Origin of the sequence: Paraburkholderia gardini, assembly GCF_907164575.1 — a bacterium.
GTDB lineage: Bacteria > Pseudomonadota > Gammaproteobacteria > Burkholderiales > Burkholderiaceae > Paraburkholderia > Paraburkholderia gardini.
On the sequence record NZ_CAJQYY010000001.1, the window covers coordinates 79,869 to 94,370 of the forward strand.

The following is a 14,502-nucleotide window of genomic DNA, read 5'->3' on the forward strand; positions in this document are numbered from 1 at the left end:
GGAGGCCGGCGATGCTGACGAGCAATCTCTTCCTGTTATCGATCGGCGTTCTGACGCTGGTCGTCTGCATCGTGCTGGGCGCGGTGCTTTACTTCGCCGCGCATGGCGCGCGAACCAAACCGGAGGGCGAACGCAAGATCGTGCGCCTGCGATCGGATTCGCTGCGCACGGCGTTCCGTCAGGCAGTCGAACTGATCGAGGGCAATATCGCGTCGCGCGCCGAGCGCTACAACGTGCCGTGGATCATGGTGCTCAACGAAGACGACGAGCGGCAGCCGCTGCCGATCGCGCAATCCGGCGTGGCGAGCGCGCTGGGTTCCGATGCGGCCAACGCGGCGTCGACGCAGGGCATCGCGTGGAACTTCTTTGATCGCGGCGTGGTGATCGACATCAAGGCCGCGTGGCTGGGATCGCCCGACGACGACGGCGACGAAAAACCGTGGGATGAGTTCCTCGGTCTCTGCCGCAACTATCGTCCGCAACGGCCGTTCGACAGCGTCGTCGTGACCGTGCCGGCGGATATGCTGCTGGCCGGCGATACCGATGCGCAGCTCGAACTGGTGCGGCGCGCGAAGCTCGCGCACCGCCGGCTGTGGCTCGCGCAAAACCGCTTTGCGGTCCGCTTCGCGGTGTACGTCGTGGTGACCGGCTGTGAAGCGTTGCCCGGTTTCGCGGCGTTCGCGCGGGCGCTGCCCGAGTCGATGCGCTCCAGCATGCTCGGCTGGTCGTCGCCATACGATCTGTCCACCACGTATCAGCCGGACTGGATCGACACCGCGATGGCCTGCATGACGGGCGCGGTATCGGATGCGACCGCCGAACTGTTCGCGCTCGCACCGGGCGATCAGGATGCACGCCAGTTTCTGATGCTGCCGTCGCGCATCGAAGGCTTGCGCGCGCAGCTGCAACGGTATGTGGAAGAACTGCTGCGTCCGAGCGCGTATCACGAGCCGTTCTTCTTTCGCGGTATCTATCTCACCGGTGACAGCAGCGAAATCGCGCAGGGCGGGGCCACGGTTCCGGGCGGGGCAGCCGGTGTCGTCCAAGGTCCCGGCGCTGGCCTCGTGCCTTATGGCGACGACAGCGGCGCACAGGATCCGCAGAGCCGCGATGCCGTGGTTCTGTACGGCGAGCGCGCGGATCACGCCGAACCGCGATTCAGGGCAGACGGCGAGCGTGACGCGGCGGGCGACATCCTCGACGAGTTGATGCTTCAGCCGGCGTTTCTGCGCGATCTGTTCGAAAAGAAGATTTTCGCTGAATATGGGCTCACCCGGCCGTCGCGTTCGCAACATCTGTCGCGTCCGATGGTGCATCGGGCCTTGCGCTGGGGCGGTATCGTGCTGCTCGGCGGCTGGGGCATCGGCCTGATCGCGGCGACCTGGCAGTTGAACCACCGTAACGCGGAACTGGTGACGGCACTGGACGAGCTGCACACTGTCGGGCAGCAGCGCGCGATGGCCGCGCAGCACGCGCAGGACCTGTCGCCCGACTGGTACCGGCGCGAAGCGCTCTCGCTGATTGCGATGAACCAGCGGCTCGCGGCCGAGACGTCGTCGTCCTTCTTCATGCCAGGTTCGTGGAGCATGTTCGACGATCTCGACCTTCGCGTTCGGGACCGCTTCGAGCATGCGTTCGGCGACGTCGCCGTCACGGCGATCCAGCGTGAACTGCTGGCGCGCGTCAGCCAGCTCACGGGCGTCGGTCGCGACCCGTCCACCGGACAGCTGATCACCGGGGACGACTGCGCCGCGCCGGACGGCATGGACGCCGTTCAGCGATCGGCAGGCAGTCTTTCCGTCGACGATCTGCCCGACTTGCGGGCCATGCAGCGATACGTCGGCTCGCTCGATCAGCTCGACGCGGCATTGCGGGCGCTGCAAAGGCTGCAACGTCCCGACCCGCGCAATGCCGATGCACTGCGGCTCGTCGTGCGCTATACGCTCGGCGCGGAACTGCAGGGCAACGTGTCGGGCAGCCTGCCGTTCTTCTATCGCGATTCCGATGGCGGCCGGGCCTACGCGGGCGACGCCGCCACCTCGGCCGGTGTCGGGCTGGCGATCCTGCAACCGCCGTTGCGCTGCACGTTCGAGAAGGGCATGCAACGACTCGACGACCGGCTCTTCAAGAACAATGCGCTGCTCGTCGCGGAGCGCGCGGTGACGGACCATCTCGGCAACCTGTCGCTCGCCGATACGGCTGGCGGCGATTTTGGCCAGATCACGGCGGATTACCGTTCCATCGTCGCGGGGATCAATGCGCAGCAGGATCTGCTCGCCTCCGGCAAGGGCGCATGGATGCGGCGCGAGCAGTTCTCGCCAGGTCCGGTCTACGAGCGCACGTTCGCACAGGCTGCGCAGAACCGCCTGATCGGCGCCGATATCGTCGCGCAGGATCGAGAGCGCTCGGCGACAGCGTTCCAGGTGTTCAGAAGCGAGCTGGCGCAGCGCTTCGGCGGACCGGATAGCGGAGTGGTGTGGCTCGACAAGGATGGCCGCTACGCGCTCGCACCCGGCCGCGTTGCACTTCGCGACGGTTTGACGGCACTCCTGAACCAGCCGTTCATGGCCGCGCCGCGCGATCTCGCATTGCCGCTCCTGCCTGATGGTTCGATGATCGTGTGGGACCGCGCGCAACTCGACAAGGCGCTGACGCTCGGCGACATGCGCAAGCGCTTCCTCGCGGAGGGGCTCACCGGTTTGCCGGCATCCGCACAGCCGGCGATCGGGCAGGCGCTCGATACGCAGTTCGCGCGCCTCGCGACCGACGCCATCGCTGCCGCGGCGACCGTTACGCCCGTGCAGGGCGATCCGGACAGCGCGAGTTTCGACGCGGCCAATGCGCGGCTCGTCAAGATCAAGGCGATGCTGGCCGAGATGGGCGCGAACGCGCGCATCGAGGATCTGGACACGCTCGTCTCGCACGACGCGCTCGCGCATCTGCGCGCGGTCGACGATGCGTTGACGCAATCCGAGCTCTACGCAACGCGGCCAGCGGTGTACGACAGCGTGCGGCCGGCGCATTCGCTGGTGCTTGCCGCCTTCGGCGTGCCCGATGTAGCGGGACTCGCGCCGTACCTCGCGCAGCAGTCGGCACGCGCGCTGGCGCTCGGTCATGAAGCATCGCTTTATCTGGCCGCGCTCGACGCAACCGATCTCGCGACACCGCTTGCCCAGCGCTGGCAGGCCATCAATCGCGATCTGGAGCGTTACCAGCTGAAAAATCCCAACAGCAGCCTGCTGGGTCTCGAGCAGTTCGTGCAGACGGTCGCGGCGGAGCCGGGCGCCGGCGGTTGCATGGAGAAGTTCGTCGCGCGCCCTTCCGCGAGCGGCGGCGACGACTACTTCGCGCAGCGGCATGCGCAGCTCTACGACAAACTGCTGGCCACCTGCAGCCGGGGCTACACGTTCGACCTGCGGCAACAATGGGGCGATTTTTCGACGGCGTTCAACCAGACCGTCGCCGGGCGGCAACCGTTCGGCGGCGCGATACCCGCCCGCGCGGACGGCTCCGCCAGTGCCGACTTCGGCGAACTCGGCGGCGTGCTGAAACGCTATCAGCGGATCTCGACGACGTTCGCCGAGGCGCGCGGTACGACAGGCGCGCGGAGCAACGTTGCGGGGGTGCCGGTGCGTCAGTTCGTCGATAACTTCAACCAGGTGAAGACGCTGCTCGCGCCGCTCTATCCGTCGGACAGCGGAGCGCCGACCGGCTATGACGTCGGTGTCGAGTTCCGTGCGAGCCGCGACGGCGAAATTGCCGGCAACCAGGTGATCGACTGGACGGTGACGTTCGGCGCTCAAAGCGTGTCGTTGCGCGATGCGCCGCATCCGCTGCATTGGGACTACGGCACGCCGGTGGTGCTGACGCTGCGCTTCGCCAAGGACTCGCCGCTGATCGCGCTCAACGATGCGAAGCAGCACGCGCTGTCGACCGATGGCCGCACGCTGACGTGGCAGTTCGACGACCCGTGGGCACTGATCACGGCGATCGCACGCCAGCGCGTGGCGGATTCGAGCCTGCGCGCGGACGCCGCATCGCAGTTGCTGCAGCTCGAATTTCCGCTTGGCACGGCCAGTCCCACCGATGCGCCGATGCTGCCGAAAGCTTCGCGGGGACGCGTTTTTCTGCGCCTCACGCTGATGCCCGCCGGTCGCAAGACGCCACTGCCGTGGCCGCGCAGTTTTCCGACACGAGCGCCCGAATGGAGTGCCCTATGAACGCGATTCCCACGATGGACCTGGGTGAGACCTCGCCGGTCGATCTCGATGCGCTGCTGGAACCGTTGCCCGGTGATGACCCTGGCGGCGTCGCCTTGCGCTACGACCCGCTGTATCAGTCGATCCGCACGGCGCGCGAGGAAGACGACCACACACTGCCGATGGGCGACTGGGAACGGCCGCTCGTCAAGGCCGACTGGAAGCGCGTCGCGTTGCTGTGCAGCGACGCGCTGCAGCACCGCAGCAAGGACTTTCAGCTGGCCGCGTGGCTGTGCGAAGCATGGACGTACCTGCATGGCATCGACGGCTTTCTCGCCGGCACGCGGTTGCTGGCGGCGTTCGCGCAGCACTATTGGGACAGCGCGCATCCGCGTATCGAGGATGGCGATACGGAGCCGCGCTGCGCGCCGTTCGCATGGGCAAACGAGGTGTTTCCCCAGGTGCTGACATTGCATGTGCCGTTGCTCGTGATCGACGCGAACGAGCCTGAGACGATCAGTCTCGATCGCTGGGAGCGCAGCGCGATTGCATCCGCGTCCGCGGAGGACGATGAGGGCGCCGCCGTTCTCACGCGTGATCTGATCGTCAGTGCAGCGGCGCAGCGGCCGGCGCGCGCGGCGCTGATCCATATGTACCGGCAACTGGACGAGGCGAGCGGGCAGTGGGCCGCGCTGGTGGCACAGGTCGATGTGCTGTTCGGTGACGAAGCGCCAAGCCTTGGGCGGGTGTCGACGGCGCTTGAACGCCTGCGGCGTGCGGTGACCGTTTTGCTTGGACCGCAGGGGGTGCAAGGTATGCACGAGTCAGATGATGCGCCGGCATCGCAGGTTGCCACTGCCTTAGTGCCGTTATCCGGTGCAGACGCACCGGTTGCCGTGCCGGGTTCGCCGGTTGCGAGTGCAAGGACGGCTGCTGCTGGCACAACGATCGCAAGCCGCGATCACGCTTACCAGATGCTGGCGACGATCGCCGACTATCTGGCGCTGCAGGAACCGCATAGCCCGACGCCTTATCTGCTCAGGCGTGCCGTGGTGTGGGGGCGCATGCCGCTCCCGGAACTGATGCGCGAAGTGGCGCGCGAAGAGGGCGGCCTTGGGCGCTACCTGTCGATGCTCGGACTCGATTAACGGAGATCCAGAAAATGCTGAACACGCAATACCCGACCTTTAAAACCGCAACGGCCAAAAATTTTGCCAGGTTCAAGGCGCGTGGCAACAATATCCGGGCGGTGGATACCGCATTGAAGGCGTACTGGGACGAAATGAACGGTGCGGCCGATGCAACGCGCGAAATCGCGTGCCTCAACGAGATCGTTCTCGCGTGCAAGGACTGGCTCAAGCTGAAACAGGGCAAGTCGGAGTTCCGCACGACGACCTTTACCCGCACGGAAGAAGTCAGAACGCTGTTCATCGCGCGCAGGACCGCGATCACCAATCTGGGTACCGAGGCGCTGCGCGAACTCTACACGCGCCTGCAGGCACTCGGCATTCTGACGGCAGATTTGCGCGGGCGGATTCATTTCGACTCGCACAAACTGGCCGTGCTTGGGTCCGGCGCGATGGTGGGCGCACGCGCGAATAACGTCAAGGCGTTGCAGCCGATGGGCGCCGATTATCAGAACGAGCGCACGTCTTATCTGATGTCGGGTAAAACGCAGGCGATCTCCGGCAGCGGTGTGCACGCCACTCATACCTACGTCAGCAGGGGAATCGCCACCAACCAGGACATCGGCCTTCCACGAGACCCCGGCGCGCGTCAGGCGATACAGGCGGCTGCCGCGAAGAACGTGCACAACCTGACGATGGAAGACTTCCAGATTCTCGACCAGATTGGCCGGCAAAATATGACGTCCGGCGACGTGAACTATCTGAACAAGTCGGAGCGTTTGCGATACATCGCGATCGTCGGTGCTGACGGGAAGCTGCATGACTGCAACGACCAGAGGATCACGACGCAAGACAGGGACGTGACGGCGTATGCGATGGATAACTACGGAACGCTCTATGCCAAGGATGCCGATCCGCTTGGCGGTGCGATGTTTTTCAACCATTCATCGTTCAATGCCGGCAAGGACGTGATTTCGGCGGGCATCGTCACCATCAAGGACGGTGCGCTGCGCACTATCGATAACAACAGCGGTCACTACAAGCCCACGCGCGACAACCTCCACAACTGTCTCGAAGTACTCTCGAGCGAAGGGCTGAACCTGCAGTGGACGATCGTCAATCTTTACGTGTGGGTCAACGGTGTCAAGCAGGAACATCGCTATTACGCCAGCGACTTCCTGAACGATCCGAATGGCAGGCCGTTCCGGATCACGTGATGTGAGGCGGGCGGCGTGGGGGTGTTCGTTCCAGCACGTTTGCCGACGGGTTGGGCCGGATCACGGCCACTGTATGCCGCAGTTCGAACCCGTCTGGCCTGCTATCGCTTTACCGTTCTGGTACGCGCGGACTTTGGCCGCTTGACCTGTAGCTGGTACTGGAAGGCATCGCCGCGGAAATTCAGATATTCAAAAAGGACCGGTGCGTCGGCACTATCGAATACGTGCCGCTCGATGCACAGCACAGGGCTCCCCACGGGGACGGCGAGCGCGTCAGCAACGGCGTCGCTCGCCGGGATCGAACGGATCGCGACATTCGCGTAGCCGATCCGGATACCGCAGTCCTGTTCAATCACATGAAATATATCGCGTGTGGCGAGCTCGGCGTTCGCCAGTCGCCTGCCGAGCGCTTCGTCGAGATACGTGCGCTCGAATGAGACCGCGGCGCCGTCGAGCAGTCGCACGCGCGTGATTTCCGCCACACGCTCGCCTGCGTTCAGCCGCAACCGTGCGCCGAGTTCCTTGCCGGCTTTCAGATAGCGCACGCCATCGAGCCGGTTTGCCACGTGATGTCCCATCGGGATCATCGCTTCCGAGAAACTGTGCAGTGCGCTGATGTTCTGCGAGGCGCGCGGCGCCGACACGAAGGTGCCCTGACCATGCACCTTGTACACGAAGCCGTCGCGCCGCAACTGCTCCAGTGCCTGGCGGATCGTGATCCGGCTTGCGCCAAACGATTCACACAGCACCTGCTCGGTGGGCAGCCGGGCACCGGGCGGATAGGTGCCGTCGAGAATGCGCGCGTGGAGTGTTTCCCTGATACGTCCATACAGCGGGGCGGACGAGGTCGCGGTTTTGCTCATGTGTCGGGTTGTCGCAATAGCGGTGAAATGGATGCTTGAGCATCACGCCCGTCGCGCTCACGCGCAAACGCATGGCACTCGATGCCGGTGACGTGGAAGACCGCCCATATCCTCAAAGCTCTGGCCACGATAAGCAAGTCATAAATCGTTGCTTTGCGCCGCCACCGTCCGTTCCTATACTCGTCGCATAGTGTCGTTGTTATAACAACGACGCAACGGGCGTGGGCTGTTTTCACGGACGTCGGCTCCGGCCGCGACAGCCTGCGGTGCGTCGCGGCTCGCGTCATCCATTCAATCTTCGGGGGATTTTCAATGATTTTCAGGCAACTGGCGCAAAGCGTCCTGGCCGGCGTGATGGGTTTGACGCTGGCCTCATCGGCGCTGGCGGCGGGTTCTACCGTGACCATCGGCTATGAGACCGATATCGAACCGTCCAAGATCGCTCAGGCCGAAGGGCTGTATGAGAAAGCGAGCGGCTGGAAAATCAACTGGCGCAAGTTCAATAGCGGCGCCGATGTGGTCGCGGCGATGGCTTCGGGTGACGTGCAGGTCGGGTTTGTCGGCAGCACGCCGCTTGCCGCGGGCATCACGCGCGGCCTGCCGCTCGAGACGTTCTTCGTGGCCGCGGAGATCGGTTCTGCCGAGGCGCTCGTCGTGCGCGACGGCAGCCATATCGGAACGCCGCAGGATCTGATCGGCAAGAAGGTCGCCGTGCCTTTCGTGTCGACCGCGCACTACAGCCTGCTGGCTGCGCTGAAGCACTGGCATATTCCCGCTGACCGCGTGACGATCCTCAACCTCGCGCCGCCGGAAATCGCGGCGGCGTGGCAGCGTGGCGATATCGATGCAGCGTATGTATGGGAGCCGGCGCTCGGCAAGGTCGCGAAGACCGGCAAGGTACTGATTTCGTCCGCGGATGTCCGTCAGTGGGGTTCGCCGACATTCCTCGCGTGGGTTGCGCGCAAGGACTTCTCGCAGGCCCATCCCGACTTCCTCGTGACGTTCGCGAGGGTGACCGGCGCGGTCAATGCGCAATACCGGAAGGACGGCGCCACCTGGACGGCCAGTTCGCCGCAGGTCGCGGCGATCGCGCGCATCAGCGGCTCCGAGCCCGCGGACGTTCCGCCGCTGCTGCATGGGACGACTTATCCGTTGCTGGGCGAGCAGGCCGCGCCGTCGCTCCTCGGCGGAGGCACGGCCGCCGCGCTTGCCAGCATGTCGCAATTCCTGAAGGAACAGAAACGGCTCGACGACGTGCTGCCCGATTACCGGCCGACCGTGACGGCTTCGTTCGTGCAGCGCGCGATTGGCCAGTAGGGTCGGCAGATGATCCGCATCGACTCCGTCGGCGTTGATTTCGACACCGGGCACGGCCGCCACACCGTTCTGTCCGGCATCGATCTCGAACTGCGGGACGGCAGCTTCACGGTTGTGCTCGGCGCGTCCGGTTGCGGCAAGACGACCCTCCTGAATGTGATTGCCGGTTTCATCGCGCCGTCGAGAGGCCGGCTGACGATCGATGGCGCGCCGGTTATCGGACCCAGTGCGGATCGGGGCGTCGTATCCCAGGACGATGCGCTGCTGCCATGGCAGAACGTCGAGGAAAACATCGGCTTTGGGCTGACGCTCGCGGGCGTGCCGGCCGCCGTGCGCCGCGAGAAAGTCGCCGCGCTTCTGGATCTGACAGGCCTTGCCGGCTACGCGCACTATCCGCTCTGGAACATATCCGGCGGCATGCGCCAGCGGGTGGGCCTCGCCCGCGCGCTCGCCGTCGATCCGCGCTATCTGCTGCTCGACGAGCCGCTCGGCGCGCTCGACGCGCTCACGCGCGTGCGCATGCAGGAGTATCTGTTGCGGTTGTGGATGCAATACAGGAAGGGAATGCTGATGATCACCCACGACATTACCGAGGCGCTTTTCATGGCGACGGATCTCGTATTGATGAGAGGGGAGCCGGGCCGTATCGACTCGGTCCGGCAACCCGGTTTCAACCAGCGCTTCGTCGATGGAGAGTCGTCGCGGGAGATCAAGAACGATCCGGAATTCGTTCGTCTGCGCGACCAGATCGAAACCGGATTCTTTGCGGATGAGAAGGTACTGCCATGAACTCGGCCGACAGTTCGACGGGCATCGTGCCCGGTCGTCGATTGACGGGCAACGACACTTCGACGGGCAACATACGTGAGTCTTCGCGTCGCGTGCGGCTACGACCGCACCATATCAGCCTCGCGACGGTCGGCGTCTTGATCGCTGCATGGGCGGTAGTGACACGGTTGCAGTTGGTCAGCCCGGTTTTCATGCCTTCGCCTCTGGCGGTCGCGCGAAAATTCATCGCCGTCAGCGTCGACGGCTCCAGCAATGCGACGCTGCTGCAGCATACGCTGGCGAGTCTGTGGCGCGTGTTCGCCGCACTTGCGCTGGCGATCGTCACGGCCGTGCCGCTCGGTGTGCTCACGGGCCTGAACCGCACAGCGAGGGCCATCGCCGATCCGCTGATCGAGTTCTATCGCCCGGTGCCGCCGCTTGCGTATCTTCCGCTGATCGTGATCTGGTGCGGCATCGGCGAACCGTCGAAGATTCTTCTGATCTGGCTCGCGATTTTTGCACCGCTGACGATCGCGACGCAGCAGGGCGTGCGCCGCGTCAAGGCGAGCCGGCTGCGTGGCGCGCAGGCGCTGGGTGCGACACGCTGGCAACTGGTCCGCTACATCATCGTGCCGTCCGCCGCGCCCGACGTGCTGACGGGCATCCGCATCAGCCTTGGCATCGGCTGGTCGGTGCTGGTCGCCGCCGAGCTGATCGCCGCCACGCGCGGGCTCGGGTTCATGATCCAGTCGGCGGCGCAATTCCTCGAGACCGACGTCGTCGTGATGGGCATCGTCGTGATCGCACTGATCGCCGCCGCGTTCGAATGGGGCCTGCGTCGCCTGCAGAAGGCACTCGTGCCATGGGAGGGTCACGCATGACCGCGCTCCATGGAAGCACTCAGGATATTTCGCTTCGCGCCGACGTGCTGGTGCTGGGCGGCGGCCCGGCTGCCACATGGGCGGCGCTCACCGCCGCGCGGGCGGGCGCGGCGGTGGTGCTGGCCGACAAGGGTTACTGCGGCACCTCGGGCGCGGCCGCCGCGTCGAACAATAACGTCTGGTATGTGAAGGATCCCGCCGAATACGGGCGACATTTCGCCGAGCGCTTCCGCTCGGGCGGCGGTCTGAGCGAGCGCGGCTGGACCGGGGCAGTGCTGGAGCGCGCGGTGCGGCAGCTCCATCTGCTGGGCGAACTCGGCTATCCGTTTCCCCGCAAGGAAGACGGGACGCTGAACTACGCGACGCTGCGCGGGCCGGACTATATGCGGTTCATGCGCCAGCAGATCCGGCGTGCCGGTGTGACGATTCTCGACCACTCGCCGATGCTTGGGCTCATCTTCGACGAGGTCGAGGGCAGGGTGACGGGCGCCCACGGCATAACCCGCGATGGCGCTCGCTGGCGCGTGGCAGCGGGCGCGACCGTGATCGCGACAGGGGGATGCGCTTTCCTCGGCGGCGCGCTCGGCACCAACGTCTGCACGGGCGACGGCCACCTTGCCGCCGGTGAGGTGGGCGCGTCGTTCTCGGGGATGGAGTTCTCGAACCAGTACGGCCTCTCAGCGGCGTTTTCGTCGGTGACCAAGGGGCTGCCGTTCATCTGGGCCAGTTACTCGAGGCAGGATGGCAGCGAGATCGCCGTCGAGGACGAAGATGCATTCGTATCCGTAGCGAGAGTGCTGGTCGACGAGCCGGTGTTCGCCGTGTTCGACCGGGCGAGCGGCGATGTTGAACGATGGCTGCGCAGCGGTCAGAGCAATGCGTTCCTGCCTTACGATCGCATGGGCATCGATCCGTTTCGCGAGCGTTTCCCGGTGGGGCTGCGGCTCGAGGGGACGGTCCGGGGCACGGGCGGGATCCGTCTGACGGGCCGGGATTGTGCGACCGGTGTTGCCGGGCTATATGCAGCGGGTGATGCGGCATCGCGTGAGCCCATTGTCGGTGGGCGCACTGGCGGTGGATCGCCGAATGCAGCCTGGGCGATCGTGACGGGCGCATGGGCGGGCGAGGCGGCAAGTCGTTTCGCCACGTCGTTGAGGGGCGCGCCGCCACTCTCCATGCCGCCGCCGGACATCCTGCGGATCGCTGACCCGGTCGTCGCACGTGAGGTCCTCGTGCGAGAGGTCTGGTCATTGCGGACCAACCTGTTTCGCAGTGAAGCAGGTCTTGTGTCCGCGCAGCAGGCACTCGACGCTGCATCGCGGGCTCCGGTCGCGGAAGGCCCGACGCTTCTTCAGGCACGGTCGGCCCGTGCCATGCTGTATGTCGCCAGGCTTGCGTACACCGGAGCCCTGCGGCGGCGCGAGTCGCGCGCGCTGCATCAGCGCACGGACTACCCGCAGAGTAACGGCCGCCATGCGTACCGGCAGGTCATTGCCGGCACGGACGCGTTGAGCGTTACAGCCGGACCTGTTGCAGTTGAAGCCATTTACAGCCAGGAAGGGATGCTACCTTGATCGAACTCATCAGCGCGTCGCGTTGCACGTCGTGTAACCGTTGTGTGGACGTGTGCCCGACGAATGTATTTGATGTCGTCGACGCGGGCATCCCCGTGATCGCCCGTCCCGATGCGTGCCAGACCTGCTTCATGTGTGAGCTTTATTGCCCGGTCGATGCAATGTTCGTGCATCCGTTTGCGGATCGCCATGTCGAGGTTCGCGAGCGTGATCTGGAGGAGCGGGCGCTGCTGGGCGGCTATAGCCGTGCGCTGGGCTGGCAGAAGGCGAGAGCGGGAGGTACCGGCGCCGACCTCACGCATCGTCTTTTTGAAATTGGGGTGACCTGAGCGACGATGGCTGGTCGCGTGCGTTCCTCCGCCGGGCGTGAGACGGTAGCAAGGCCGGTGGTTGGGGAAGCTGCCTGCCGATTGATACGCAAGCGCTGTTTCATTGTGCGTTCGCCTGCTAAGCATAGCTAAAACGCTCGCTTATCCTTGCTGTCTGGCATTACCTGTGGAACGAGTTTGCGAGCGGCCTGCCGCTGACCGAAGCGCTCAATGCCGACGCAGTCGACTTTAGCGCCGACATTGCCGATACGGTCCCGGTGTTCGCCCAGGCCGCGCATGCACGCTTTGTGTATATCGCGCAGGAGGCGCCTTCGCCGGACGCCCAGGCGATCATCGTGAAGCGCGACAGGCCGCTGCATACGGTTGCTGATCTGAAGGGGCAGCGCATCGCGGTGACCAAAGCCGCGGGCAGTCATTATCTGCTGCTGGCCGCGCTCTCCAAAGCGGGGCTGACGCCGGCCGACGTGCGCATCAGCTATCTGGCGCCTGCCGACGGACGGGCCGCGTTCGGGCGTGGCAGCGTCGATGCGTGGGTCACCTGGGACCCGTACGTTGCTTCGGTCGAGCGGGTGCCGGACGTACGCATCCTCGCGAATGGCGAAGGCATCGCTTCGTATCAACGGTATTACCTGGCGTCCAGCAGCTTCGCCGCGGCCCATCCTGATGTGATCAATACGGTGTTTGCGCAATTGACGTCCGCAGGGGTATGGGTGCGCGCTCATCCCGATGAGGCGGCAAAGCTGCTTGCGCCCATCTGGGGGCTGGACGCGGCGACGACCGGGCGCGCGAATGCGCGCCGTCGAGCCGCGGAATTTCGGCGAGCAGCAGAAGATCGCCGACACCTTCTATCGCGCGGGTCTGCTGCCGGCGCCGGTGGATACGGCTGCGGCGTTGCGGTGGAACTTCACCACGAAGCGGGCCGAAGCGGCGGTTACTTCGGCTACTGCTTCGGGTGGGTAGACCGCTGTGTTGTTCGCCTGAACCCGCTGGCCCGGTGCGCTGGAGACGTTAGCGTGGGAGTTGGTCGAGATAACGGATAGTCAGCCCGGCCGCATGTTGAAAGGTCGGGCTGTAGTTGATCTGCTGAATACTATTGAACTGCGTGATGAAGTTGGTGCCCGGAGCGCGGAGGTGTTTCAGGAATTCATCGAGGTGGCGATGCATGAATGGGATCGCATCGATCAGGGCGTCGGGTTCATGCTCGATGACCGTCGCAAGATCAAAGAGGTCCCGGGCTGTGGCGATGGCGCCGCGGTGGTACATCTTTTTGGCAACGATTTCCGCAGCTGTTTCGACGCGAACCTCGCGATCGCATAGGTCCCATAGCTCATAGGCCTTGTCGTCCGGCAGCAGGTTTGGCGATGCAACGAAGTCGATTTCCCCTTCATCGAGCACGAGTTTTACGAAATTGGCTGCTTCGATGTACTGCGCCTTACATATCTCTTCGGCGACGTCACTAAGACGTGGGTTCACATAGTTCAGGCTTTGCGGATCCGGAACGAAAATATCGATGTCCTTGCTGAACCGGTGCTGATAGCGAAGCATCAGCACCGTGCCGCCACCGAACGTAAAGAACGGCTCGGCTACGCCGCCGTGCTTCGATATTTCATCGGTCAGAATAAGCGCGTGCGGCAGCAACTGCTGCCACGGCCCCTGTATCAGGCCGGTTTTCTTCAAACCCAAAATGCCCTCCGGCTGTCCGAATGTGTTTGTGCCAGCATGGTGACATTGCGCCAGATATCGGTGGGCGTCTTATGTTCGCGTGTCGCGGCTTCTTCAACAGCCATGATGATCAGACTGACAGGAGCCTCGTCCAGCAGATGCCCGATATGTGCCTCGTACCCGGTCGGTACCTGTCCTGTTGCGAGCGCTTGTTCCAGCATGTCTTCGGTCAAGTCGCCGGCATAGCTGACGCTGGACGTTTTTGCTGCCATCCATAGCCCACGTTTGCGCAGTCTTGCCGCAAGCGACAGGGTGTCGAAGCTGAGTCCCAGGACATCCAGCAACCTTCCAATTCGTTCGAATCCCAAATCTTTCAGCGTGCCGGCTTCAAGTCCCTGAACCGTCTGACGCGACAGTCCGGCGAGCATGGCGAGGCGCACCTGGGTGAGGCCGAGTGCTTCCCGGCGCTCGCGCACGTGCCTACCCACAGTAAAGATGTCCATTTGATCGCCCTCCGTACGCTAGTACAGTCGAGAGAATACCTTAAATATCAGGCATTTCAATG

At 64.4% G+C, this 14,502-nt stretch carries 11 protein-coding genes and 1 pseudogene; 9 read left to right on the forward strand and 3 right to left on the reverse strand.

Annotated features, from left to right (window positions below; translation table 11 throughout):
- Positions 1–11 precede the first annotated feature (11 nt).
- From LPA34_RS00345 to LPA34_RS00355, 3 genes are read left to right on the forward strand one after another with little or no spacing between them, the layout of a single operon-like run.
- The gene (locus tag LPA34_RS00345) at positions 12–4,220 is read left to right on the forward strand and encodes a type VI secretion system protein (RefSeq protein ID WP_228973721.1); all 4,209 of its coding nucleotides are present in this window, start codon (positions 12–14) and stop codon (positions 4,218–4,220) included.
- Positions 4,217–5,347 carry a type VI secretion system protein TssA gene (tssA, locus tag LPA34_RS00350; protein WP_228973723.1) on the forward strand — a complete coding sequence of 377 codons (1,131 nt, stop codon included), beginning with the start codon at positions 4,217–4,219 and terminating at the stop codon, positions 5,345–5,347. The genes LPA34_RS00345 and tssA overlap by 4 nt, the downstream gene beginning before the upstream one ends.
- A 14-nt stretch (positions 5,348–5,361) precedes the next feature.
- Positions 5,362–6,543, forward strand: coding sequence for a hypothetical protein (locus LPA34_RS00355; protein ID WP_228973725.1), 1,182 nt, complete (start codon positions 5,362–5,364; stop codon positions 6,541–6,543).
- A gap of 101 nt (positions 6,544–6,644) precedes the next feature.
- Here the strand turns inward: LPA34_RS00355 and LPA34_RS00360 are convergent, their stop codons facing one another.
- On the reverse strand, positions 6,645–7,406 hold the full coding sequence (locus LPA34_RS00360) for a GntR family transcriptional regulator (RefSeq protein ID WP_228973728.1): 762 nt from the start codon (positions 7,404–7,406) through the stop codon (positions 6,645–6,647).
- 312 nt (positions 7,407–7,718) lie between these two features.
- Here LPA34_RS00360 and tauA point away from each other — a divergent pair, with 312 nt between their 5' ends.
- The 6 genes and pseudogenes from tauA to LPA34_RS00390 all read left to right on the forward strand — a co-directional run.
- On the forward strand, positions 7,719–8,723 hold the full coding sequence (gene tauA, locus LPA34_RS00365) for a taurine ABC transporter substrate-binding protein (protein WP_228973731.1): 1,005 nt from the start codon (positions 7,719–7,721) through the stop codon (positions 8,721–8,723).
- A 9-nt stretch (positions 8,724–8,732) separates the two neighbouring features.
- The gene (locus tag LPA34_RS00370; RefSeq protein ID WP_228973734.1) at positions 8,733–9,512 is read left to right on the forward strand and encodes a taurine ABC transporter ATP-binding protein; all 780 of its coding nucleotides are present in this window, start codon (positions 8,733–8,735) and stop codon (positions 9,510–9,512) included.
- Positions 9,509–10,372, forward strand: a complete 864-nt coding sequence (locus tag LPA34_RS00375; protein WP_228973736.1) for an ABC transporter permease subunit — start codon at positions 9,509–9,511, stop codon at positions 10,370–10,372. Before LPA34_RS00370 ends, LPA34_RS00375 begins: the two co-directional genes overlap by 4 nt.
- Positions 10,369–11,946: an FAD-binding protein gene (locus LPA34_RS00380; protein ID WP_228973738.1), complete on the forward strand. Its 1,578-nt coding sequence runs from the start codon at positions 10,369–10,371 to the stop codon at positions 11,944–11,946. The genes LPA34_RS00375 and LPA34_RS00380 overlap by 4 nt, the downstream gene beginning before the upstream one ends.
- Positions 11,943–12,275: a 4Fe-4S dicluster domain-containing protein gene (locus LPA34_RS00385; RefSeq protein ID WP_228973740.1), complete on the forward strand. Its 333-nt coding sequence runs from the start codon at positions 11,943–11,945 to the stop codon at positions 12,273–12,275. Before LPA34_RS00380 ends, LPA34_RS00385 begins: the two co-directional genes overlap by 4 nt.
- Before the next feature lie 167 nt (positions 12,276–12,442).
- Positions 12,443–13,235, forward strand: a pseudogene (locus LPA34_RS00390) (aliphatic sulfonate ABC transporter substrate-binding protein); the annotation flags it as partial.
- Between the two features lie 48 nt (positions 13,236–13,283).
- Here the strand turns inward: LPA34_RS00390 and LPA34_RS00395 are convergent.
- The gene (locus LPA34_RS00395) at positions 13,284–13,958 is read right to left on the reverse strand and encodes a nucleotidyl transferase AbiEii/AbiGii toxin family protein (RefSeq protein ID WP_228973742.1); all 675 of its coding nucleotides are present in this window, start codon (positions 13,956–13,958) and stop codon (positions 13,284–13,286) included.
- Entirely contained in the window at positions 13,949–14,440 is a 492-nt protein-coding gene (locus LPA34_RS00400; protein ID WP_228973744.1) for a helix-turn-helix domain-containing protein, read from the reverse strand. The genes LPA34_RS00395 and LPA34_RS00400 overlap by 10 nt, the downstream gene beginning before the upstream one ends.
- Positions 14,441–14,502: the final 62 nt, after the last annotated feature.

What these genes read in the sequence shown, in the direction of transcription:
- LPA34_RS00345 (WP_228973721.1), top strand. Translation starts at nt 12, where the DNA reads ATGCTGACGAGCAATCTCTTCCTGTTATCGATCGGCGTTCTGACGCTG.
- tssA (WP_228973723.1), top strand. Translation starts at nt 4,217, where the DNA reads ATGAACGCGATTCCCACGATGGACCTGGGTGAGACCTCGCCGGTCGAT.
- LPA34_RS00355 (WP_228973725.1), top strand. Translation starts at nt 5,362, where the DNA reads ATGCTGAACACGCAATACCCGACCTTTAAAACCGCAACGGCCAAAAAT.
- LPA34_RS00360 (WP_228973728.1), bottom strand. Translation starts at nt 7,406, where the DNA reads ATGAGCAAAACCGCGACCTCGTCCGCCCCGCTGTATGGACGTATCAGG.
- tauA (WP_228973731.1), top strand. Translation starts at nt 7,719, where the DNA reads ATGATTTTCAGGCAACTGGCGCAAAGCGTCCTGGCCGGCGTGATGGGT.
- LPA34_RS00370 (WP_228973734.1), top strand. Translation starts at nt 8,733, where the DNA reads ATGATCCGCATCGACTCCGTCGGCGTTGATTTCGACACCGGGCACGGC.
- LPA34_RS00375 (WP_228973736.1), top strand. Translation starts at nt 9,509, where the DNA reads ATGAACTCGGCCGACAGTTCGACGGGCATCGTGCCCGGTCGTCGATTG.
- LPA34_RS00380 (WP_228973738.1), top strand. Translation starts at nt 10,369, where the DNA reads ATGACCGCGCTCCATGGAAGCACTCAGGATATTTCGCTTCGCGCCGAC.
- LPA34_RS00400 (WP_228973744.1), bottom strand. Translation starts at nt 14,440, where the DNA reads ATGGACATCTTTACTGTGGGTAGGCACGTGCGCGAGCGCCGGGAAGCA.